This is a genomic window from Providencia sp. PROV061, assembly GCF_011045655.1.
Lineage (GTDB): Bacteria > Pseudomonadota > Gammaproteobacteria > Enterobacterales > Enterobacteriaceae > Providencia > Providencia hangzhouensis.
This window is the reverse complement of sequence record NZ_CP042861.1, coordinates 1,186,529-1,208,296: the sequence shown is the minus strand read 5'-3', so window position 1 is coordinate 1,208,296 and position 21,768 is coordinate 1,186,529. Positions and strand designations below refer to the sequence as shown.

The window sequence follows — 21,768 nt, the reverse complement described above, 5'->3', positions numbered from 1 at the left end:
AAACATTTACTTTCACGTAATTTTTTACGGAGATAGATTAGGCTGTTATTTAACCCCATAGTTTGAAGTTGAATAATCCTCTAACAACAAAAAAGCGCTTAAAATAAGGCTTCTAAACCTATACTTCTATAGTGAGATCGCTTTTTGAGCTATTATTTTGCGTAAATTTTATTGGTAACGTTTATAATTAGAGATGACTTTTATTCGTTTAACCATTCTCAAAGAAACTTCTGTGAGCTATGATTAGCCGCTTATTTTTGTTTAATGAATATTGGTAATGACATCGAGGTGTACTATTTTTAACCGAGTAGCAAATTTCTGCCGTAATATTTTATCTCGCAATACAGACGCATCCCCTGAAGATGTAGAACAACATCGTGATACTTCGCGAGATATACAGGCAGCCGGTAAAAGGCCAGTCACTCATTCTGCTCATGCGCAAACCGCATCTAAAGAGCAGAACACCGCTCAACCCCATAAAACAGCCCCTATTAAAAAAACGGTTCGTCAATCTCAACGTGCCGATTCAACACCTGAGAAGCGCCCTACAATGACAACCGTAAACGACGAAAACATTACTGTTATCCCGCGTTCCGAACATCCTATTTCGCGTAGTGATATTAGTGACAATGCATTAAAAGTACTGTATCGCTTAAATAAAAGTGGCTTTGAAGCCTACTTAGTGGGGGGTGGTGTGCGTGATTTGCTTTTAGGCCAAAAGCCTAAAGACTTCGATATAACTACGAACGCAACACCTGAGCAGATCCGCAAATTATTTCGTAATTGCCGTCTAGTTGGTCGTCGTTTCCGTCTAGCCCATATTATGTTTGGCCCCGAAATTATTGAAGTTGCAACTTTCCGTGGCCACCATGACCAAAATGTGTCAGATGACAAAAACTTATCTGCACAAGCGCAAAACGGTATGTTGTTACGCGATAACATCTTTGGTTCTATTGAGGAAGATGCGATTCGTCGGGACTTCACCGTTAATAGCCTATATTACAATATTGAAGACTTCACATTACGTGACTACGTTAATGGTTTGAAAGACCTCAAAGCTGGCGTTATTCGTTTAATTGGTGACCCTGAAACGCGCTATCGTGAAGACCCAGTCAGAATGCTAAGAGCGGTACGTTTTGCCTGCAAATTAAATATGAGCATCGAGCCGAAAACCGCAGAACCAATTTACCAACTCGCTCATTTATTGAGAGAAATTCCATCAGCTCGGTTATTTGAAGAATCACTCAAATTACTCCAAGCAGGCCAAGGTTACGCGACCTATAAAATGCTCAAAAAATATGGTTTATTTGAGCAACTTTTCCCTGTTGTCGCAAGCCGCTTTACTGATAACAGTGATTCGCCAATGGAAAAAATCATTGAGCAAGTCCTTAAAAATACTGACTTCAGACTAAAAAATGATAAGCGTGTTAACCCTGCTTTTTTATTTGCTGTTATGTTATGGTACCCAGTTACTGAGCATGCTGAGAAGCTATCTCAAGAAGGCGGGTTGGCCTATTACGACGCCTTTGCGCTGGCAATGAATGATATTTTAGATGAACAGTGCCGCTCGATTGCGATCCCAAAACGCATTACAACCACTATGCGTGATATTTGGTTATTGCAATTACGCTTACCTCGCCGCCAAGGTCGCCGTGCAAATAAACTGATGGAGCACCCAAAATTCCGTGCAGCGTTTGATTTATTAGAATTAAGAGCCAATGTTGAGCACCGCAACGAGTTACAAGAGTTAGCGTTATGGTGGACTGATTTTCAACAAGCGAATAATATCAAACAGCGTGAAATGATTTCGGAATTAGGTAGTGCCCCTACTCGCCGCCGCCATCGCCCACGTTCATCACAAGGTGGAACCGGCGCGCGCCGGCCGAATAAGTCATAATAGATAGAGAGAATACAATGGAACAAGTCTATATTGCTGTAGGAAGTAACCTTGGTGAGCCGCTGCTACAGGCACAGCAAGCTATTGCAGCATTAGATGCTATTCCTAATAGCCGCGTTGTTTCTACCTCTTCTGTTTATCGAACCAAGCCATTAGGCCCACAGGACCAGCCAGATTTTTTGAATCTGGCTGTGCTACTAGAAACAAGCCTTGAGCCCGAGGTTCTTCTTAACCATACACAAAAAATCGAGCTTGAACTTGGCCGTGTACGCAAAGAGGAACGTTGGGGGCCACGAACGCTTGACCTCGATATCATGCTTTTTGGTAACCGTATCATCAATACTGAACGGTTAATCGTTCCACATTATGGGCTAAAAGAGCGTGAGTTTATGTTGTATCCGCTTAGCGAAATCGCCCCTTCCCTTGTTTTTCCTGATGGCGAAAAGCTTTCAGAAAGACTCACACAAGTCCCTCGAAATGGCCTAACGTTTTGGGATATTCCAGCCTAAAATGTTCAACCTCTTATGAGGTATGGTCGCAGGGAGATCATTTCCGGAGGTTATTATAATGAAACCAATTTCTCTGGCTGATTTATGTCAGTTTAAAAAAGACAAACACAAATTTGCAACCATGACAGCCTATGACTCAAGCTTTGCTCAATTATTTTATGAGCAAGGTATTCAGGTGATGCTCGTTGGAGACTCACTAGGAATGACGATCCAAGGTGAATCATCTACTTTACCTGTGACTGTCGAGCAAATTGCTTACCACACCCGATGCGTTCGCAAAGGTGCACCAAACGCCTTCATTATTGCAGATATGCCATTCATGAGTTACGCCACACCAGAACAAGCTTGTTCTAATGCAGCAATTTTGATGCAAGCGGGTGCAAACATGGTGAAAATTGAGGGTGGCAGCTGGTTATGTGATACCGTAAAAATGCTAGGAGAACGCTCTGTTCCTGTGTGTGGTCATCTAGGTTTAACACCTCAAGCAGTAAACGTTCTTGGCGGTTATAAAGTCCAAGGACGCGATGAGGTCACGGCAAATCAATTACTCAAAGATGCAATTGCATTAGAAAATGCAGGTATCCAATTATTGGTTCTCGAATGTGTTCCAACTGCCTTAGCAAGTCATGTTTCTGAAGAACTGCTATTACCGGTGATTGGTATTGGCGCAGGAAATGGAACTGATGGACAAATCCTTGTTATGCATGATGCACTGGGTATTACCGCACGAGCGCCTAAATTTGCTAAAAACTTTTTAGCTCAAGCAGGCAACCTTCATGATGCTATTCGTATGTATATCCAAGAAGTGGAAGATGGCATTTACCCAAGTGAAGCACATTCTTTTTCTTAATTGATGCCAGTAATTATAAGGAACACACGTATGCTTATCGTTGAAACGGTACTTATCTTACGCCGTGAAATTCGTCGTTGGAAACAAGAAGGTAAACGTATTGCACTTGTCCCAACGATGGGTAATTTACACGATGGTCACTTAACACTCATTGACCAAGCGAAAAAACAGGCTGATATTGTGATTGCCAGTGTATTCGTGAACCCAATGCAATTTGATAGGCAATCTGATTTAGCCAATTACCCACGAACTTTGCAAGAAGATTGCGAAAAATTAAAGCGTCGTGATATCAATTTAGTTTTTGCACCTTCCCCGCAAGAATTCTACCCAGAAGGGATGGAAAAACAGACTTTTGTTGAAGTTCCTGAGTTATCGACCATGTTAGAAGGCGCAAGCCGTCCCGGTCATTTTAGAGGTGTCGCAACGGTTATCACTAAGCTGTTCAACTTAGTTCAGCCAGATATTGCCTTGTTTGGTGAAAAAGATTACCAACAGTTGCAATTAATTCGCAAATTAGTTTCTGACTTATCATTTGATACTCAAATTGTTAGTGTCCCAACGGTTAGAGCTAAAAATGGCCTAGCACTGAGTTCACGTAACAATAATTTGTCAGCAGAAGAGCTAAAAATAGCGCCTAAGCTGTATCAAATTATGCAACAAGCGGGTGAAAAATTAGTGGCTGAACCTAGCGCATCTGAGGTTATTATTGAAGAGATGAATAATAGCTTACGTGAAGCCAGTTTTACTCCTGATGAGCTATTTATTCGCGATGCAGAGACGTTGTTACCACTTGGTGATTCCAGTAAACGTGCGGTTATTTTAATGGCGGCATGGTTAGGTCAAACGCGTCTTATTGACAATTTACAAGTTGACCTGCAACGCGATATTGCATAAAACAATAAGACTTATAACACTATCACAGCAACCATCTTGCTGCGTTGCTAAGCCTGTTGCGACTTATATACACGTAGTCAACAACGCTGCAGTTTTGAAGGCACTATGATTTTATTCAAAGTCATTCAGATTGCAGCTAGGCGGCAAGTAAGTGAGTCCCTAGGAGCATACATAAGTATGTGACTAGGGCGAACGTACGTAGTCAACAACGCTGCAATTTGAAGGACGAAGAAGAAATGTTAAGAAGAATGTTACAAGGTAAACTCCATCGCGTCACAGTCACACAGGCAGACCTACACTACGAAGGGTCATGTGCGATTGATCAGAACTTCATGGATGCTGCTGGGATCCTTGAATATGAAGCCATTGATATCTATAACGTCGATAATGGTGAGCGTTTTTCAACCTACGCGATTTCTGGTGAGCGCGGTTCAAAAATTATCTCAGTTAATGGTGCTGCTGCACGCCGTGCCGCGGTAGGCGATAAACTCATTATTTGTTCATATGTACAAATTGACGATGAAGATGCGCGCACGCATAAACCGAAGGTTGCTTATTTTGATGAAAACAATGTCATGAGCAGGGTGGCTAAAGCAGTGCCTGTACAAGTCGCTTAATATAAGAAAGCACCATTCTATAGCGCTTGAGATTGTTGATAAAGCGGGATAAATACCTATTTTTCCCGCTTTGTTTTATCTGCCCAACGTTAATAAGTTGTTTTTTAGGGTTTTACTTTCAAAGCTTGCTCTAATTGCTGATGACATAATAGGTTTACCAGCAATCAGAGGGCAATTTAGCAATCCTTTTTACTTAAATTATTTTTTTGCGTTAATGTCGCAATTGCTTCACGGTAACAAAGTTCAAGTTTTTCTCTGCTATCCGCCGTAATATGAAGGTCTTGCAATCGGCCATTGTTAATACCGTAGACCCAGCCGTGGATCATGACTTTTTGACCGCGTTTCCACGCTGATTGCATAATGGTAGAGTGGCCTAAATTATAAACTTGTTCCACAACATTTAGTTCACATAAACGGTTAAGTCGCTCGCAAGGTTTTAATTCACCTAACATAGAGCTGTGTCTGTACCAAATATCACGTATGTGTAATAACCAATTATTGATTAAGCCGAGTTCGGTATTATCAACAGCCGCTTCAATACCACCACAACCATAGTGACCACAAATAATGATGTGCTCAACTTGTAAGACATCAACGGCATATTGAATAACAGATAAACAATTAAGATCCGTGTGGATAACTAAATTAGCAACATTACGGTGAACAAAAAGGTCGCCAGGTGCTGCGTTAATTAGCTTTTCTGCAGGTACTCGACTGTCTGAGCAGCCTATCCATAAGAATCTTGGCTTTTGTGCTTTTGATAATTCTTTGAAGAATTCAGGATCTTGCTCTTTTACTGATGCTGACCATGCTTCATTGTTAGCAAACAGTTCTTCTATTTTTCTCATCATGACTTATAGCCTAATTGTGTTACTTTGCGATAAAATCTTATACAGCATTTATTGATTAATTAATAATTAGTTATACTAATTTTAATGCCCTTATGATGAACCTCTCCTTTAGACAAAACAACCCTAAATTAGTAACATATTGAATTATCTTAGATAAATTAATTATCTCTTTTCTGCATAACATAGGACAGAAAAAAGTGGCATCATTAGGATATATTGCCGCCAAACTATCTTAAGAATAAAGGTTTTTTTTACATATGACATATGCACTTGAATTATCGCAGTTAACCAAAACCTACCCCGGTGGTGTAAGAGCCTTGCGAGGAATCGACTTAAGCGTTGAAGATGGCGATTTTTATGCTTTGCTAGGACCAAATGGTGCAGGTAAATCAACTACAATCGGGATTATCAGCTCATTAGTGAATAAAACGAGTGGGAGTGTAAAAGTTTTTGGTTATGATTTAGAAAAGCAAGTTGTACAAGCAAAACAACAACTTGGTTTAGTGCCTCAAGAATTCAATTTCAACCCTTTTGAGACAGTACTACAAATCGTCCTTAACCAAGCGGGTTACTATGGAGTCACTCGTTCAGTTGCTGTAGAACGTGCCGAACAGTATCTGACTCAACTTGATTTATGGGAAAAACGCAATGAGCGTGCCCGCAATCTATCAGGTGGAATGAAACGCCGTTTAATGATTGCTCGTGCTTTAATGCACCAACCAAAATTATTAATACTCGATGAGCCAACAGCAGGAGTGGATATCGAGTTACGTCGTTCTATGTGGACATTTTTGAAGAATCTAAACGCTCAAGGGACGACAATCATTTTAACAACTCACTATTTAGAAGAAGCTGAAATGCTGTGTCGTAATATTGGTATTATTCAACATGGTGAGCTAGTTGAAAATACAAGTATGAAACAACTACTTAGCCAACTAGAATCAGAAACTTTTATTTTTGATCTAATGCCCAAAAGTCCTGTTCCTCAATTATTAGGGTATGAATCTCGTTTGATAGACACATCAACACTTGAAGTGGATGTAAAAAGAGAGCAAGGCCTAAATAGTGTTTTTAGCCAATTCAGCGAGCAAGGTGTACAAATTTTAAGTATGCGTAATAAAGCGAACCGTTTGGAAGAGTTATTTGTTAATTTAGTCAAAAAAGAAAGCCATGCGGCCGAGAAGGAGATTGTAAAATGATCTCATTGTACTGGGTAGCATTAAAAACTATTTGGATAAAAGAAGTCACTCGATTTGGTCGTATCTGGGTACAAACCTTATTACCACCAGTCATTACAATGTCACTATACTTTGTCATTTTTGGTAATTTAATTGGCTCAAGAATTGGTGATATGGGTGGTGTGGACTATATGCAATTTATAGTTCCGGGGTTAATCATGATGGCAGTTATCACTAACTCTTACTCTAATGTCTGCTCTTCATTTTTTGGTTCTAAATTTCAAAAGAATATTGAAGAGTTACTGGTTGCACCTGTTCCAACACACATAATTATTGCTGGTTTTGTTGGTGGAGGTGTTGCTCGTGGGATCCTAGTTGGTTTTTTAGTCACGTTAGTGTCACTATTTTTTATTCCACTACAAGTCCATTCATGGGTTATGGTTGTAGTAACCTTGTTGCTAACCGCTATTGTATTTTCACTTGCTGGGCTATTAAATGCAATTTTTGCTAAGACGTTTGATGATATCAGTATCGTTCCTACTTTTGTCCTAACACCGTTAACTTATTTAGGTGGTGTCTTTTATTCGCTATCCTTATTACCGCCAGTTTGGCAGGCTATATCTAAATTAAACCCTATCGTGTATATGATTAGTGGATTTAGATATGGATTCCTAGGTATTGCAGATGTATCAATCGCAATTACTCTTGGTGTACTGATGATTTTCTTGATAGTTTTTTATTTACTAACTTGGTATTTGATTGAACAAGGTAGAGGGTTACGCAGTTAATTTAGCCTAGATTATAAATAATAAAAAGGTCATATCTATCGTTGTCATTCAGCTAATTAGATATGGCCTTTTTATTTTTAAGTAAAATCACTTAATCAAGCAAAGAATATTCTCGATAAAAAATCAAAACTAAAGTAAATTTAATAAAAAATTATATATTAAAGAGAGTTTACTACCCCTTTAATTTAAACCATAAATAGTTTCTTGTTGAAAACATTAAAATTCATGGTCTTATCATTCATTTTATTTACCTGGAAAAGGTAAAAATAAAAAGGTGATTTTATAGCACTGCCAGATCATATCTTATGAGTTTTCACATTTCCCCTACAGCAAATAAGCTTTAAATACCTTAAATGCCAACTTTGGAAATTTTTAATACCACGCATCTCGTATAATAAGAATATTGGCCTGCATATATCCGTTAAATTATATTTCAAACGAAATACAATGTTACAGTTACTTAAATAATATTTAAATTTAATTTTAATATGATTGTTATCGTTAACAGTTAAGAAAATGTCAGTTTATTGGATTATTCATCTATATTATTAACTTAAAAGTGTTATTTTAAAGTTAAACATCGCAATTTAAGTAAAATACTTAAAATTACTCGTTTAATGGATTTACTTTAAAAACACTAATATAATTTTGATGTGTGAAATATATGGGATAATAGTTATTAAAAAATAACTTAGTCATCTAACCTGAATATAATTAATAATTCTTTACTAGATAGATAAGAGGTTCCTATGATTTTTAAAAAGTCAGTATTAATGGCATCAATTATTATGGTTTCATTATCAAGTGTGGCACATGCTGCAATTGATAGCGGTAATGCTAAAGGCACCATAAATTTCAAAGGTCAATTTATTGATACGACTTGTACTATTGAAGTTAATAATACAAACAAAAATGAAGGTGTAGTGCAACTTGGCACTTGGATGACTAACACCTTCGATAAAGTCGGGGAATTAACTGATGCAGTTCCTTTAACAATAGGCTTGAGTGGCTGCCCTGCAACATTAGCACGTGCTCGCGTCACCTTCGGAGGAACCGCACACCCAGATAACAACCAATTATATGCTGTCAATGAGGCTGAAGGTGTTGGTATTGGTATTTCTGGTGATGTTAACGGAACAAATTTCTATACTCCAGACACAGAAGCTGATGGTATTGATTTGAAAGGTAATAGTGGCGAAAAAACATATTATGCGCGTTACGTTACAACCGCAAATGAAGTTACTGCTGGTAAAGCAAACGCTGACGTTACTGTCACTATTCAATATAACCAATAGTTCACTGAATTAAGGGAACATTCGTTCCCTCTTTTTATAGGGGAAAATTTTGAAAAAGCATCTCATTTCATTAGCGCTTTTATTTATGACGACTCTTAATGCAAACGCCAGTGTTATTTTAGGTGGCACTCGTGTTATTTATGAAGGCAATAAGAAAGAAGCTTCAATTTCAGTGAAAAATGATGACAAAACACCTTATCTTGTACAATCTTGGGTAAATAATTTTAATAATAATGATAAGCAAAAAGTACCGTTTACTGTAACTCCTCCACTTTTTCGCATTGAACCTGAATCAGCCAATGCTGTTCGAATTGTTTTAACAGATTCTCAGTTACCCTCTGATAAAGAATCAGTTTATTGGCTAAATGTTAAATCAATTCCACCATCTGACCCAAATGCAACAAATAATTTAACGATTTCAATTAATAACAAGATTAAATTATTTTATCGCCCTGCAGATTTACCAACAGCAGAAGCATTAATTGCGTATGAAAAATTAACCTTTAAAAAACAAGGAAGCTATTTAAAAGCAAATAATCCAACGCCTTATTATGTTTCATTCGGGGAGTTGAAGGTTGGTAATAAAGAAATTGCAGAACCAGGCATGGTCCCTCCTCTGGGCGAAGCGTCATGGAATATTTCGGGAACTCAAGCAAACCAAGTTACTTGGAGTGCAATTAATGACCATGGAACGATAACGAAAGCGAAAACTCAGACATTAAAATAATCAGTTGGAAGAACATTCATTATGCGCTGCATTTCAAGAAAGCAACATCCATTAAATCGTCATTATGACGCGATAACCGATTTGCATAATGGGGTAACTTATTTTCGATTAAAAAAAATATGTCAGGTAGTAACTGCAATAATTTTGGCTGGAATAAGCATTAGTCATGTATCTGCGGAAGATTATTTTAGTCCTAGCTCACTCAGCGTCATTGATGGCCAAAATATTGCAGATCTACCTAATTTAGACCAGTTTGCTAACCCTGGAGGCCAGTTAGCGGGAGAATATCATGTCGATATTATCGTAAATGGTATTTTAATGGATTCTAAGGTTATCGAATTTGTTAAGGATGATAAATCAAGCCAATTAATTCCACGCATAACAAAAGAAGAATTAGCACTTTGGGGAGTTAAAGTTAATTCAATTCCAGCATTGGCTGCACTTTCTGCTGGGCAATATATAGGCCCAATAGGCGAATATATACCCGAGGCAAAATCTACGCTTGAATTAAATCAACAGAAGCTGAATATCTCAATACCTCAAATTGCTATGAATAAACAAGCATTAGGTACTGTTCCCGCTAGTCAATGGGAAAATGGTGTTCCTGCTTTAATCTTAAATTATTATTATAGTGGTTCAAACAATTGGAGTCGTAATAACGCCAAAGATACAAACTCTCATTATTTCAACCTTCGTAGCACTGGAAATCTAGGCCCATGGCGTTTAAAAAACTATTCGACTTATACGGATAATAGTGGAGAACGCGAATGGAAAAACATTGAGACTAGCTTAGAAAGAGGGATTAATTTCTTAAAATCTCAATTAGTGATTGGTGACACAGCGACACCAAGTGAGATTTTTGATGGTTTTCAATTCCGTGGTATTCAATTACAAAGTGATGAATCCATGCTACCTAGTTCAATGAGAGGTTTTGCTCCCATTATTAGGGGAATAGCTCAAAGTAACGCAGAAGTTACGATTAAACAAAATAACTATGTTATTTATCAATCCTATGTCTCTCCAGGTGCATTTGAAATTGATGATTTATACCCAACAGGGACTAGCGGTGACTTAACCGTTATAATTAAGGAAGCGGATGGTACTGAACGCTCATTTACTGTTCCTTTCTCATCAATTGCTATTATGCAGCGAGAAGGGCAACTCAAGTATTCATTAACGGGGGGAAAATATAAATCTAATGCCTCCGGTGAAGTAGAACCTGATTTCCTGCAAAGTACTTTTATTTATGGGTTACCAAAAGGTATTACTGGGTATGTTGGAACTTTACTATCAAAAAATTACCAATCTTATGCGATAGGAATGGGAATTAATTTAGGTAGTTTGGGAGCACTATCGGCTGATGTTACACAAGCAAATAGCCAAAATTTATTAGGGAAAGAAGATACCGACAGTGGGCAGTCATATCGTTTTCAATACTCCAAAAACGTGACCTCGACTGGTACATCTGTAACTTTAGCTAACTATCGTTACTCAACGGAAGGTTTTTATTCATTCAGTGAAGCTAACAGTAATCAACCTAAAATATATCGCGATAATAAAAAAAATCGCTTTCAAATCTCACTAAATCAGTCACTAAATGAATTCGGTAATATTTATTTTTCTAGTTATCAGCAAGATTATTGGAACCGTTCGGGTAAAGAACGCTCATTAAATGCAGGTTATAACAAAAGCTTTGATGGGATCACTTATAACTTTAATTACAGTTATTCTGATAGTGCTTATCAACGTAAAGCTGATAATTACTTCTCTTTTTCAGTTTCTATTCCACTTAATAATACATCCGGCAATTACACATCGATAAATAGTAGTATTACAGCGGATAACAGCGGCAATGCAGACGCAATGATGGGAGTAAGTGGTACTCTTGGCGAAAAAAATAATATTAATTACGCTGTTCAGCAGTCATATGGAAATAAAGAAACTCGTGGTAGTGGAAATGCCTCGGCATCTTATCGAGGAAGTTACGGTGTTGCTAATGCGGCCTATGGCTATGATAGATATTCACAGCGAGCAAACTACGGTTTAACAGGGGCGGTTGTTGCTCATCCATATGGCATCACTTTAGCTCAGCCTATCTATGATTCTTTCGCGATTATTCGAGCTCCGGGTGCGGAAAATGTGCAAGTTTTAAATCGAGCTAATATTTCAACCGATTCTCGAGGTTACGCCATTGTGCCTTATCTCAATCCTTATACTAAAAATGAAATATCCCTCAACATTGACTCTTTACCTGAAAATGTTGAATTAAAAACCAATACAGTTAATGCGGTACCAACAAAAGGTGCCGCAATTTTGGCAAGCTACCAAACTCATGTCGGTTACCGATTATTATTTAATGTTACTCATAATGGAAAACCAGTGCCTTTCGGTGCAATGGCCCAATTCGCTCAAAGTGATGACCAAAATATGAGCTCAGGTATTGTCGGTGATAATGGTGATGTGTATCTCAGTGGGATGCCAGAGCAAGGGCGACTACAAATTAAATGGGGTAAAAACCAAGAAGATCAGTGTGTTGCCGAATATAAATTAACTGCTGAACAATTGAAGCATCATTTACCCATATTGCCCGTCAACTGCCAATAAAATAGGTTTTGAATATGAATATAAAACAAATTATTGCTTTGGTTGGTATTACCTTGTTTTCATTTAACGCGCTCAGTGTCGGGCAGTTTCGTATCAATTTAGGGGATTTAGAAATTGATACGGCAGCTCATAAACTTCCCCGTGAAGCGATATTGGGTAATGGCTGGAAGCAATTTGAATCTACAGGGAATCAAGAATTATGTGTTGCTGAAGGGCCGGGAAACTTTAATTTTACTCCTCAAGTAAATAGCCAACCCGTAGGAATGGTGATTAATGATGGATCAGGGAGTTACCCCGTTTTTAGCACTGGCATTAATGGCGTGGGTTATGTCATGGCATTAAGGCAAAAAGGAACGAGCCAATGGTATCCATTAACAGGAAATAATAGCGAAATTAGTGCCATTGATGGCTCATCATCGCTACAACTTGAAACACGAATGATGTATGTCAAAACCGTTCAAGGAGATATTGAAGGAACGGATAAAGCTGTTACACATTTTAATCCAGTCAAAGTGCAATGCAGTGGTGATATGAATTGGATCTCATCAGTAGGGGAAATATTGCCTGCATCAACATTGATTTCATGGGCACAACGCACTTGTGCAGTTTCATCAGTTCGACAATCGGTCGACCTCGGCGTCCATGACATCGCTAAAGTTCGCTCGTTAAATATAGGAGATACCTTTGGCCATGCTCAACAGTCGATTACGATTAACTGCCCTGCCATCATGTCTGTAGCCTACACCGTAGCGGATAACTTGCATCCAAGTAATATAAATACAGATATTATTTATTTAGAAAATGAAAGCGAAAGCCCTGGATTTGCGGTGCGAGTATACGAAGCGGGTCAATCTTCCCCATTGAAATTAGGAGGAGACCGTACCTTATCCAACAATTATGTCTATTCCTTGTTGGATAAAGCAAGTCTGAGCCCCATTGTCACAAAAACATTTGAATTCAGATATGTCAAAACATCAAATGAAGTGAAGGCAACTCATGGTAATGCACAGGTTACGGTTACCCTTGTGTATAAATAATCAAGGGTCATTATTTATGAAACATAATTTAAATCTATTTGTACTGTTTTTTATATCTCTAATGCCAATGAATGTGATGGCTGTGGATGCCTATATCAAGGTGAATTTCACAGGTTCGATTAAAGGTGAAACGTGTAGCATATCTTCTGCTGCGCAAGGTGTTGATTTAGGAATGTGGTTTTTAGAAGGTGATGGAAGCAACTTCCCTCGTAACTCAGTGACGGATTGGGTGGAATTTGATTTGGTTTTTAATTGTTCAACAGTAAATCGACAAGTGAGTGGCGCCTTAGAAGGAACTCCTGCTGCACTAGATAGAAAGCTATTTGAGTTGGATCAGACTGAAGGTTCAGCGAGCGGAATGGCAATTCAAGTTGAAGCTTATTCACCCGAGCGCAAACGTTGGGAAGCAAAAAATGCAAATGAAGTCAGCACCTTAATTAGTGCGGCAGGGACAACTTCAGGAACTAATACAGTTCAATTGCGCGCACGCTATAAGCAATTAGCAAATAGCGCAACACCAGGTACGGCAAATGCCTCTATTACATTCGTTGTACGAAATAATTAAGGGGAAGCAATGAATAAAAAAATTCAATATACAATTCATTGCCTTGTAACAATGATTTTATTTTTTTCTGTTAAATCATTTGGTTACGATGCCATTTTTAATATTACAGGGCGAGTGTCTTCTAATACCTGCTCCGTCCAATCATCAAGAATACAAAATGTTCATCTTGGTGATTATACTATTGGTCAGTCCGGCTTTGGCAGTGGTGTCAACACGCAAAGCAAAGATGTGAGATGGCAGATTGATTTTGATTGCGATAAAGACACTAAAATTAATATTGCTCTTCAAGGACGTCAATATTCAGGTTCTAACACAGTTCTAGATATAGATAACTCTTCTGATAGAGCCAGAGGTGTTGGAATAAGAATAGAATACAGTAATGACCGAACGTTGTGGTATAGGATGGGAATAGGTGGCCGAGGCACTTTGGTTTCCCCGTCAAATGTTGACGGAAAACTATCGATATACTTTAACTCGTATTATATACAAATGGAAAAAACAATTCTTCCAGGTAAAGCCAATGCGACTATGGACGTAGAAGTGACTTACGAATAATAGAAAAACGCCCTACTGTGGCGCTCAGCACACTGCTAAACCTATTATGTGTGGTGACAACAAGAAGGACCGCTAAACGCGGCTCTTCTTTATAAGGTCACCAAATATTATTCTTCAAGTAACGTTACATGACCAATATAAGGCAGATGACGATATTGTTGAGCGTAGTCGATACCGTAACCCACCACAAATTTGTCTTCAATAGAATAACCAATCCACTCAACAGGAACCTGTACTTCGCGACGTGAAGGTTTATCCAGTAATGTACAAATAGCGACAGATTTAGGGCCACGTAATTCGAAAATTTCACGAACTTTATTTAACGTATTACCAGAGTCGATAATATCTTCAACGATTAATACGTGTTTATCACGGATATCTTCGTCCAAATCTTTGACAATTTTAACATCACGGCTCGATGTCATCGCATTGCCATAACTTGAAACAGTCATAAAATCGACTTCATGAGGAACATCAATCTTACGGCATAAATCAGCCATAAAAATAAATGAGCCTTTCAGCAAGCCAACAAGGACTAATTCACCATCAAGCTTTTGATAATGAGCACTAATTTTATCGGCTAATTCACTAATTCGTTGAGCAATCTCTTCTTCAGAGATCATCACTTCAAGGGTATGTTTCATCTTCTATTACGCATCTATGGGAATGGAAAGCACGTAATTTTAACATAGGCAGCACGCATATACTAATAAAGGAAAATACAGTGCTAAAATTTCACACTGCATTTTCTCTGAAAATAAATATTGCTGTTAACTGACAGTGAAGCCCAACATCATTCCTGTATCTTCATGCTCCAAAAGATGGCAATGGGCCATATAAGGGTGCTGTTGAGTTGCAGGGTGTTTAAACTCGACTAAAATTTCACTCACCTGCCCTTCCACTTTAACAATATCTTTCCACCCTTGGCGATGAGGCGCTACGGCTTGGCCGTTTTCTTTTAGGATACGAAAACGTGTGCCATGGACGTGGAATGGGTGCAACATCATATCGCCACGCCCTGAAACGACCCAAATTTCTTGCTGATTCATAGGGGCATTGAATGCGGGATGCGTCATTGAGAAAACTTGCCCATTTATAGTATTCGCATTATGAATATCCAAACCATCAGAACCTGTACCACAGTGGCCGCCAGTTCCCATTTTGCCATTCATATTTCCATGATTCATATTTCCATGGTTCATATTACCTGCATTCATGTTACCGTGGTTCATATTGCCCATCATTGCACCATGACCGCCCATGTTACCCATGGCTTGGTCGCCATATTTTTCACGTAACATCATCATGCCTTGCATGTCCAAACGCATATCCATCATTAAGTGGAAACGACGGCGATTTAAGCCAGCAAGAGAAGGAATAGCAGACATTGCTGCAAGTGTTGATGGTAAGTCACCTTCTCCCTTCGTCAACGTTGTTTCAATACGCAGTACTGGCAAAGGCTGGTCAAATGGTGCGATCATCATACCCATTTGCCCGACAGGTAGAGTTACTAAATCGAATGCACGACCATCGGAGGCATCAATTAATACTTCAAAACGCTCTCCCATCAAGATAGGTAATTCTGTTACCGCAATCGGCTCGGCTAATAAACCACCATCACTCGCAACGACATACATTTTACGTCCATCACTGGTGGAAATATTTAAACTTCTAGCATTACAGCCATTCAATAGCCTTAAGCGCAGCCAACCTTTCGGGGCAACATGTTTAGGATAAACAGCACCATTCGTTAGCATGATGTCACCGAACCACCCCACAGCCGCACTCATCACATCAAGCTGGTAATCAATTTGCCCATCATCTTTTAAGCGTTTGTCTTGCAAAATGACAGGAATATCATCAACACCCCAATCGCTTGGTAAGCCGTGTTTTGTGCTGGCATCATCTTTAATTAATACAAGACCAGCTAACCCCATCGCCACTTGGTAGCCGGTTTTTCCATGAGTATGAGGATGGAACCAACATGTCGCTTCGCTTTGATTTACCGTAAAATTCACTTTACGGCTTGTATCTGGTTGGATTATCGCTTGAGGGCCGCCATCTTGCTCACCTGAAATCTCTAAACCGTGCCAATGAACCGTGGTATCTTCTGCCAGTTTGTTAATAATATTGATATTAACATTTTGTCCATTTTTCAAACTAATTGCAGGGCCTAATAAATTACCGTTATAACCCCATGTCGTCGTTTGCTTTCCTGGAACAAATTGCGAAACACCCTGCTGAATAACGACCTGAATGTTGCCTTGCGCATCAGGCTCCAATAAGGGTGGAATCGCTAATGTTGGATAATTTCCTGCTGCGACCGCGATGCGGCTCCAAATAGGCAGCGCACTTGCAGCATATGTGATAGCACTTAACTTAAGAAAATCGCGACGTAGCATTGATAACCTTCCTTTTATTTATCAAATCGATAATCATCAGTGGTGTAATTTATGACAAATTACACTTTCGAAGCAAAACATGGTTTAATGGAGGTATGATAAAGCTTCCCCTTACAGGAAGGTCAATAAAGCCACTCTAAAAATGTGGGTTTATTACATGGATTTAAGAAAAATATAGTTGACTAACAATTCTATTCTTATGCTAACGTAACTTGACATAGAAAACAGATAGAATAACGAATGCGCAAATTTATATTGATGTCATGCTTAATGACTCTGTTAGGGATAACCAATTCTGCCAGAGCCCTTTCCAACAACGAAGCTGAAGATCTTGCTGATCTCACGGCCGTTTTTATTTATCTAAAATATGATTGCGGGTATTCACAAATCCCAGATAGAGAAATTGAACGTGCCATTGTTTACTTTGCTAAAAGTAACAAATGGGACCTTAGCAACTATAATGCGGAAAAAATGACCGCTCTTAACAAAGAAAGTTATAGTGACCTAAAAGGGATACCACTCACCACTGAGTTTAAATGCCAGTCCCTTGCACGGGATTCTCTTGGCCTCTTTGCTTACGTCAAGTAAGCTGATAAGAAAGCCCATCAAGAAAACATGCCAAAATATCGCCTGCATGTTTTCTTTCTTTACTCTAAATTATTCTTTCTTTTCTGCCTTCTTTCTTGCCAAAACAAAGCTATCGATGGAATACTTTGAATAATTACCATCCTGATAATATGGTTTGACATAACAAAGCCTGCATCTAAATTCATGGTAATTGCTGCGAATGTCATCGCTTCCATACTTCCCGGGGCCCAAGCTAACAGTAACACCGAAATATCATAGCCTGTAATCCAAGATGCAAATACCGTGATAAGAAAAGTCAGCACGATATTAACCACCACGACTTGAGCTGAAGAGTATATATTTTTAATCAACGAGGAAAGTGGGAACACAATGAAATGGTTACCAATGTTCATCCCAATCAATACCATACTAAGTTCAGTCAACATCAGTGGAAAATTCAATGGGATATCAGCCCAACCTTGAATGAGTGTTGCCGCCGCTAATGACGTCAACATAAAAGGCGCAGGAACTTTTAAACGCTGTAAAATGGCCCCTGAAATCACCCCAACAGCAATAATAAGCAGTAGCCATCCCGTTGAAATTAATGTCAATTCTGGCAATTCTATTATCGGTTGTGGGTCACCATCACTGCCAACAACAATTCCTGCTAATAAGATAAGAATAATTAAGCGAATTGTATGGGAAATAACAATTTTCTGAGGCGGTGTATGGGTGTGGTCTGTTAATGCGAGGATTGCCGCCATAGCACCGGGTACAGAGCCAAGCATTGCCTCTTGTTTTGTCCAACCGACTTTCCGGTAAAACCAAAAAAAACTAAACGAAAATTGCACAGCCAAACAAACAACTAACATCAATAATAAAAGAAATAAATTGTCCGCTTCATTAAGAGATACTTGATTGAACATCAAGCCCACAGAGGTTCCCAACGTGACTTGAACAAAACTAATGGTGTGTTTAGGAATTGCGAAGGAAATACCAAAACGATGAAAAATGATAATGGCAATGATCGGGCCAAACATCAATGCAAGGGGAACTCCTAGGTAAGTAAGCCCGCCACCGATTAAAGCACAGATGGAAATCCCACCTATCATTTTTAATAATTTCTTCATATGGTATTAACCATTAAGTCTTTTTATATCCCTAATTTATATCATATTATTTAAGCCATATAGCTTTAGTTTTTATTTATTTATCACTCTAGTGATATCCACCAACATTTATCTATTTATTAGGTTTTGATCTTATTATTTTAACTTGGTCTGAAAAAATCTTTTTAACTTAGACTGACACGGTACAGTGATAAATTTATTTTTTTCTCTTTATGTTATCAGCATGAGCTTGGTTCATAACCGCTTTGGACATCCATTGTGCTAATTGTGTTACTTGAGCATCATCCATTTTCCAAATATCTTTTAGTACTAAAAATATTTCAGAACCATAAATAACAGAAAAGGCACGAATCACTTTATCAATAATTTCTTGCGGATATTCTGATTTCATTGGCGATGTGACCATTGCAAGAATTTCTTTACGATTACCCCGTTCTAGACGCTTATCTTTAATGCTTTGTGGAGCTGCTCGCCCCTGTGCCCACTGCTGTAATGATACTTGCAGCGCGGCTCGCAAAACACCTTCATGTTCAAACATACGTGGAAAAGCATAGGTTAATAGCTCGTCAATACGCTCTTCGGTTTGCTCACTTTGCGGGCGCCAAGTTAAAATAGGACCTAAACTTTCATTAACCGTTGCGGTAATTAAATCGGCTTGTGTCGGAAAATAACGATAAGCTGTCGCACGAGAAACTCCCGCCTCAAGTGCCAACTCCGAAACAGAAGGCATCGCCCCTTTTTCAAATAAATCTAAAGCCGTCTTAATCAACAATACATAGGTTCGTTTTCGTGTCCCTTTGTATTCTGAATGTGAATTAGTTTTAGACATTAATTTATCCTTAAAATACTGTCACTTACTATAAAATGAGTTAGAGCTCATGAAAACATATAAGTGTGAATAGGTAAATGCACTTGGTTGATGATTTAAAGAAATTATTCATAAAGGTGATTTAAAAGTAATAGCAAAAATCATAACAATCACAATTATATCTTTTAAATATCCAAATATACTCAAAATAGCTCAGGTCTATAAATAATAATTTATACTATTTTATCAATAGGATAAAAACATTATCAGTCAATAACGTCATAATAAACCAAAAATGAGACTGCAATCTCATTTTACAATCAACCGCAATGATACTATAGTCTCATTATGATGAAAAATTCAACGCTCGTTTTACTCTGAAAGGGTTTGTATATGAAAAAACATCCGGGTTTTATTTATATTGTAACGACGCTTGACACTAAAAGTGCTGAACTATTTTATGTTAGTGAATTAATCAAAAACGCCGGATTGGCGGTACGTACTGTTGACCTGACAACACAACCAACGCAATTAGAAAAAAACGCAGATATCAGCGCACACACTGTCGCAAGTTTTCATCCACTTGGTACTGAGGCCGTTTTCTGTGGTGACCGCGGTAAAGCCATTGAAGCTATGGCACAGGCTTTCAGCCTTTATCTTGCCGCACAAACAGATGTTGCCGCTATTCTTGGTTTAGGTGGTTCGGGTGGAACCGCACTCATTACACCCGCCATGCAAGTATTGCCCGTAGGTATTCCAAAATTAATGGTTTCCACAATGGCATCAGGGGATATTTCTGGTTATATCGGCGCGAGTGATATTTCGATGATGTACTCCGTCACTGATGTATCAGGTTTGAATATCATTTCCCGCAAAGTATTAAAAAATGCTGCTAATCAAATAGCAGGAGCTGTTTGGTTTGACGACGAAGAACAACCGCATGACTTAAAACCAGCAATTGCACTAACCATGTTCGGAGTAACGACCCCATGCGTACAGCAGCTCACAACAGAGTTAGAGGCGCAATATGACTGTCTAGTCTTCCATGCGACAGGCAGTGGTGGCAAAGCCATGGAAAAACTGATTGATAGCCAGTTATTACATTCTGTTTTAGATATTACAACCACCGAAGTATGTGATTATTTATTTGGTGGGGTATTAGCGTGTGATGAAGACCGTTTTGGTGCCATTGAACGCACTCAAACCCCTTGCGTGATGTCTTGTGGAGCTCTCGATATGGTGAATTTCGGTCGCCCTTCGACTGTGCCCGAACACTACCAAAATCGCTTATTTTATCACCACAACGCTCAAGTCACTTTAATGAGAACGACCAAAGAAGAAAATCAGCAAATGGGTCGTTGGATTGCAGAAAAATTAAATCGTTGTAATGGTGAAGTACGCTTTATCATCCCAACAGCAGGCTTTTCAGCATTAGATGTTGATGGCGCTCCATTTTGGGATCCTATCGCAGATCAAGCCTTCATTGATGCTTTAACAGCAAATTTAATAATAACAGAGAAAAGACAACTTATTTTGAGTCCTTATCATATTAACTCCACAGAGTTTTGTGACCAGGTTATTCAGCTTCACCAGGAAATTTTGAACAAATAATAGAGGTTAACTATGAAACATAACCGCGCAGATTTATTAAAAAAATTTAGAGACATGATTGCTCGGGGAGAACCAATCATCGGTGGTGGCGCAGGAACAGGGCTATCTGCTAAATGTGAAGAAGCGGGCGGTATCGATTTAATCGTTATCTATAACTCAGGCCGTTACCGCATGGCAGGTAGAGGTTCACTTGCAGGCTTATTAGCCTATGGCAATGCGAATGAAATCGTTATGGATATGGCAAAAGAGGTTTTACCCGTAGTAAAACATACTCCTGTCCTTGCGGGTGTGAATGGAACAGACCCATTCTGCCAATTCGATAAATTCCTCGATGACATCAAAGCAACAGGCTTCGCAGGAGTACAAAATTTCCCTACCGTCGGCTTAATTGATGGCAATTTCCGCGCCAATTTAGAAGAAACAGGAATGGGCTATGGGTTAGAAGTTGAGATGATCCGTCTCGCTCATGAGAAAGATTTGCTCACTACGCCTTACGTTTTTAGCGCTGAAGATGCCATTGCGATGACTCAAGCTGGTGCCGACATTATTGTGCCACATATGGGGCTAACGACTGGGGGGAATATTGGAGCAGAAACCGCCCTGACGCTCAAAGATTGCGTTCCACTAATCAATGAATGGGCAAAAGCGGCAAAATCAGTACGCGAAGATGTGATTGTTCTGTGCCACGGTGGCCCAATAGCCACCCCTGAAGATGCTGAATATATTTTAGCCAACTGCCCTGATTGCCATGGTTTCTATGGTGCCAGCTCAATGGAACGTTTACCAACAGAAGTGGCATTAACCGCCACCACACAAAAATTTAAATCAATTACACGTTAGTTTTTTTACTTTATATTTTGCCAACACCAGGCGCCTACTTCGG

Annotated in this window: 21 protein-coding genes; 16 read left to right on the top strand and 5 right to left on the bottom strand. The window is 38.9% G+C overall.

What is annotated here, in order from left to right; genetic code table 11:
• The first annotated feature begins 550 nt into the window (after positions 1 to 550).
• The 5 genes from pcnB to panD all read left to right on the top strand — a co-directional run bounded on the left by pcnB (position 551) and on the right by panD (position 4,767).
• The gene (gene pcnB, locus FVA72_RS05440; protein ID WP_206077539.1) at positions 551 to 1,897 is read left to right on the top strand and encodes a polynucleotide adenylyltransferase PcnB; all 1,347 of its coding nucleotides are present in this window, start codon (positions 551 to 553) and stop codon (positions 1,895 to 1,897) included.
• 17 nt (positions 1,898 to 1,914) lie between these two features.
• On the top strand, positions 1,915 to 2,406 hold the full coding sequence (folK, locus tag FVA72_RS05435) for a 2-amino-4-hydroxy-6-hydroxymethyldihydropteridine diphosphokinase (protein WP_094960949.1): 492 nt from the start codon (positions 1,915 to 1,917) through the stop codon (positions 2,404 to 2,406).
• A 58-nt stretch (positions 2,407 to 2,464) separates the two neighbouring features.
• Positions 2,465 to 3,256 (top strand): 3-methyl-2-oxobutanoate hydroxymethyltransferase, encoded by a 792-nt coding sequence (gene panB / locus FVA72_RS05430; RefSeq protein ID WP_036958292.1) that lies wholly within the window; start codon positions 2,465 to 2,467, stop codon positions 3,254 to 3,256.
• A gap of 30 nt (positions 3,257 to 3,286) precedes the next feature.
• Entirely contained in the window at positions 3,287 to 4,150 is an 864-nt protein-coding gene (gene panC, locus FVA72_RS05425) for a pantoate--beta-alanine ligase (RefSeq protein ID WP_110592261.1), read from the top strand.
• Positions 4,151 to 4,386: 236 nt separating this feature from the next.
• Complete coding sequence (gene panD / locus FVA72_RS05420; RefSeq protein ID WP_036958294.1) at positions 4,387 to 4,767, top strand: aspartate 1-decarboxylase; 381 nt, start codon at positions 4,387 to 4,389, stop codon at positions 4,765 to 4,767.
• A gap of 176 nt (positions 4,768 to 4,943) precedes the next feature.
• Here panD and can read toward each other — a convergent pair whose 3' ends face one another.
• The gene (can, locus tag FVA72_RS05415) at positions 4,944 to 5,618 is read right to left on the bottom strand and encodes a carbonate dehydratase (protein WP_004260515.1); all 675 of its coding nucleotides are present in this window, start codon (positions 5,616 to 5,618) and stop codon (positions 4,944 to 4,946) included.
• 257 nt (positions 5,619 to 5,875) lie between these two features.
• Between can and FVA72_RS05410 the strand changes: the two genes are divergently transcribed.
• The 8 genes from FVA72_RS05410 (at position 5,876) to FVA72_RS05375 (ending at position 14,367) form a co-directional block, all read left to right on the top strand.
• Positions 5,876 to 6,817: an ABC transporter ATP-binding protein gene (locus tag FVA72_RS05410; protein ID WP_004260518.1), complete on the top strand. Its 942-nt coding sequence runs from the start codon at positions 5,876 to 5,878 to the stop codon at positions 6,815 to 6,817.
• Positions 6,814 to 7,584, top strand: a complete 771-nt coding sequence (locus FVA72_RS05405) for an ABC transporter permease (RefSeq protein WP_004260522.1) — start codon at positions 6,814 to 6,816, stop codon at positions 7,582 to 7,584. Before FVA72_RS05410 ends, FVA72_RS05405 begins: the two co-directional genes overlap by 4 nt.
• 749 nt (positions 7,585 to 8,333) lie before the next feature.
• Positions 8,334 to 8,879 carry a fimbrial protein gene (locus FVA72_RS05400; protein ID WP_004260526.1) on the top strand — a complete coding sequence of 182 codons (546 nt, stop codon included), beginning with the start codon at positions 8,334 to 8,336 and terminating at the stop codon, positions 8,877 to 8,879.
• 49 nt (positions 8,880 to 8,928) lie between these two features.
• Positions 8,929 to 9,606, top strand: a complete 678-nt coding sequence (locus FVA72_RS05395) for a fimbrial biogenesis chaperone (protein WP_165119657.1) — start codon at positions 8,929 to 8,931, stop codon at positions 9,604 to 9,606.
• A gap of 21 nt (positions 9,607 to 9,627) precedes the next feature.
• Positions 9,628 to 12,210: a fimbria/pilus outer membrane usher protein gene (locus FVA72_RS05390; RefSeq protein WP_110592262.1), complete on the top strand. Its 2,583-nt coding sequence runs from the start codon at positions 9,628 to 9,630 to the stop codon at positions 12,208 to 12,210.
• 14 nt (positions 12,211 to 12,224) lie between these two features.
• Positions 12,225 to 13,247: a fimbrial protein gene (locus FVA72_RS05385; protein WP_110592263.1), complete on the top strand. Its 1,023-nt coding sequence runs from the start codon at positions 12,225 to 12,227 to the stop codon at positions 13,245 to 13,247.
• A gap of 16 nt (positions 13,248 to 13,263) precedes the next feature.
• Positions 13,264 to 13,812: a fimbrial protein gene (locus FVA72_RS05380; protein ID WP_165119655.1), complete on the top strand. Its 549-nt coding sequence runs from the start codon at positions 13,264 to 13,266 to the stop codon at positions 13,810 to 13,812.
• 9 nt (positions 13,813 to 13,821) lie between these two features.
• Positions 13,822 to 14,367, top strand: coding sequence for a fimbrial protein (locus FVA72_RS05375; RefSeq protein WP_096863285.1), 546 nt, complete (start codon positions 13,822 to 13,824; stop codon positions 14,365 to 14,367).
• A gap of 107 nt (positions 14,368 to 14,474) precedes the next feature.
• On the opposite strand, the gene hpt is transcribed toward FVA72_RS05375, so the two are convergent.
• Both hpt and cueO read right to left on the bottom strand, forming a co-directional pair.
• The gene (gene hpt / locus FVA72_RS05370) at positions 14,475 to 15,011 is read right to left on the bottom strand and encodes a hypoxanthine phosphoribosyltransferase (RefSeq protein ID WP_004260548.1); all 537 of its coding nucleotides are present in this window, start codon (positions 15,009 to 15,011) and stop codon (positions 14,475 to 14,477) included.
• A gap of 126 nt (positions 15,012 to 15,137) precedes the next feature.
• Positions 15,138 to 16,769 carry a multicopper oxidase CueO gene (gene cueO / locus FVA72_RS05365; RefSeq protein ID WP_110592265.1) on the bottom strand — a complete coding sequence of 544 codons (1,632 nt, stop codon included), beginning with the start codon at positions 16,767 to 16,769 and terminating at the stop codon, positions 15,138 to 15,140.
• A 240-nt stretch (positions 16,770 to 17,009) separates the two neighbouring features.
• Here cueO and FVA72_RS05360 point away from each other — a divergent pair, with 240 nt between their 5' ends.
• Entirely contained in the window at positions 17,010 to 17,357 is a 348-nt protein-coding gene (locus FVA72_RS05360; protein ID WP_096863287.1) for a YacC family pilotin-like protein, read from the top strand.
• A gap of 59 nt (positions 17,358 to 17,416) precedes the next feature.
• Here the strand turns inward: FVA72_RS05360 and FVA72_RS05355 are convergent, their stop codons facing one another.
• A complete protein-coding gene (locus tag FVA72_RS05355) occupies positions 17,417 to 18,466 on the bottom strand; it encodes an AbrB family transcriptional regulator (protein ID WP_110592266.1) in 1,050 nt (349 codons plus the stop codon).
• A gap of 196 nt (positions 18,467 to 18,662) precedes the next feature.
• Positions 18,663 to 19,295 carry a TetR/AcrR family transcriptional regulator gene (locus FVA72_RS05350; RefSeq protein ID WP_110592267.1) on the bottom strand — a complete coding sequence of 211 codons (633 nt, stop codon included), beginning with the start codon at positions 19,293 to 19,295 and terminating at the stop codon, positions 18,663 to 18,665.
• A 372-nt stretch (positions 19,296 to 19,667) separates the two neighbouring features.
• Here FVA72_RS05350 and FVA72_RS05345 point away from each other — a divergent pair, with 372 nt between their 5' ends.
• Together FVA72_RS05345 and FVA72_RS05340 are read left to right on the top strand one after the other, a co-directional pair.
• A complete protein-coding gene (locus FVA72_RS05345; RefSeq protein ID WP_110592268.1) occupies positions 19,668 to 20,885 on the top strand; it encodes a Tm-1-like ATP-binding domain-containing protein in 1,218 nt (405 codons plus the stop codon).
• Between the two features lie 12 nt (positions 20,886 to 20,897).
• A complete protein-coding gene (locus FVA72_RS05340) occupies positions 20,898 to 21,725 on the top strand; it encodes a phosphoenolpyruvate hydrolase family protein (protein WP_110592269.1) in 828 nt (275 codons plus the stop codon).
• Positions 21,726 to 21,768 lie beyond the last annotated feature (43 nt).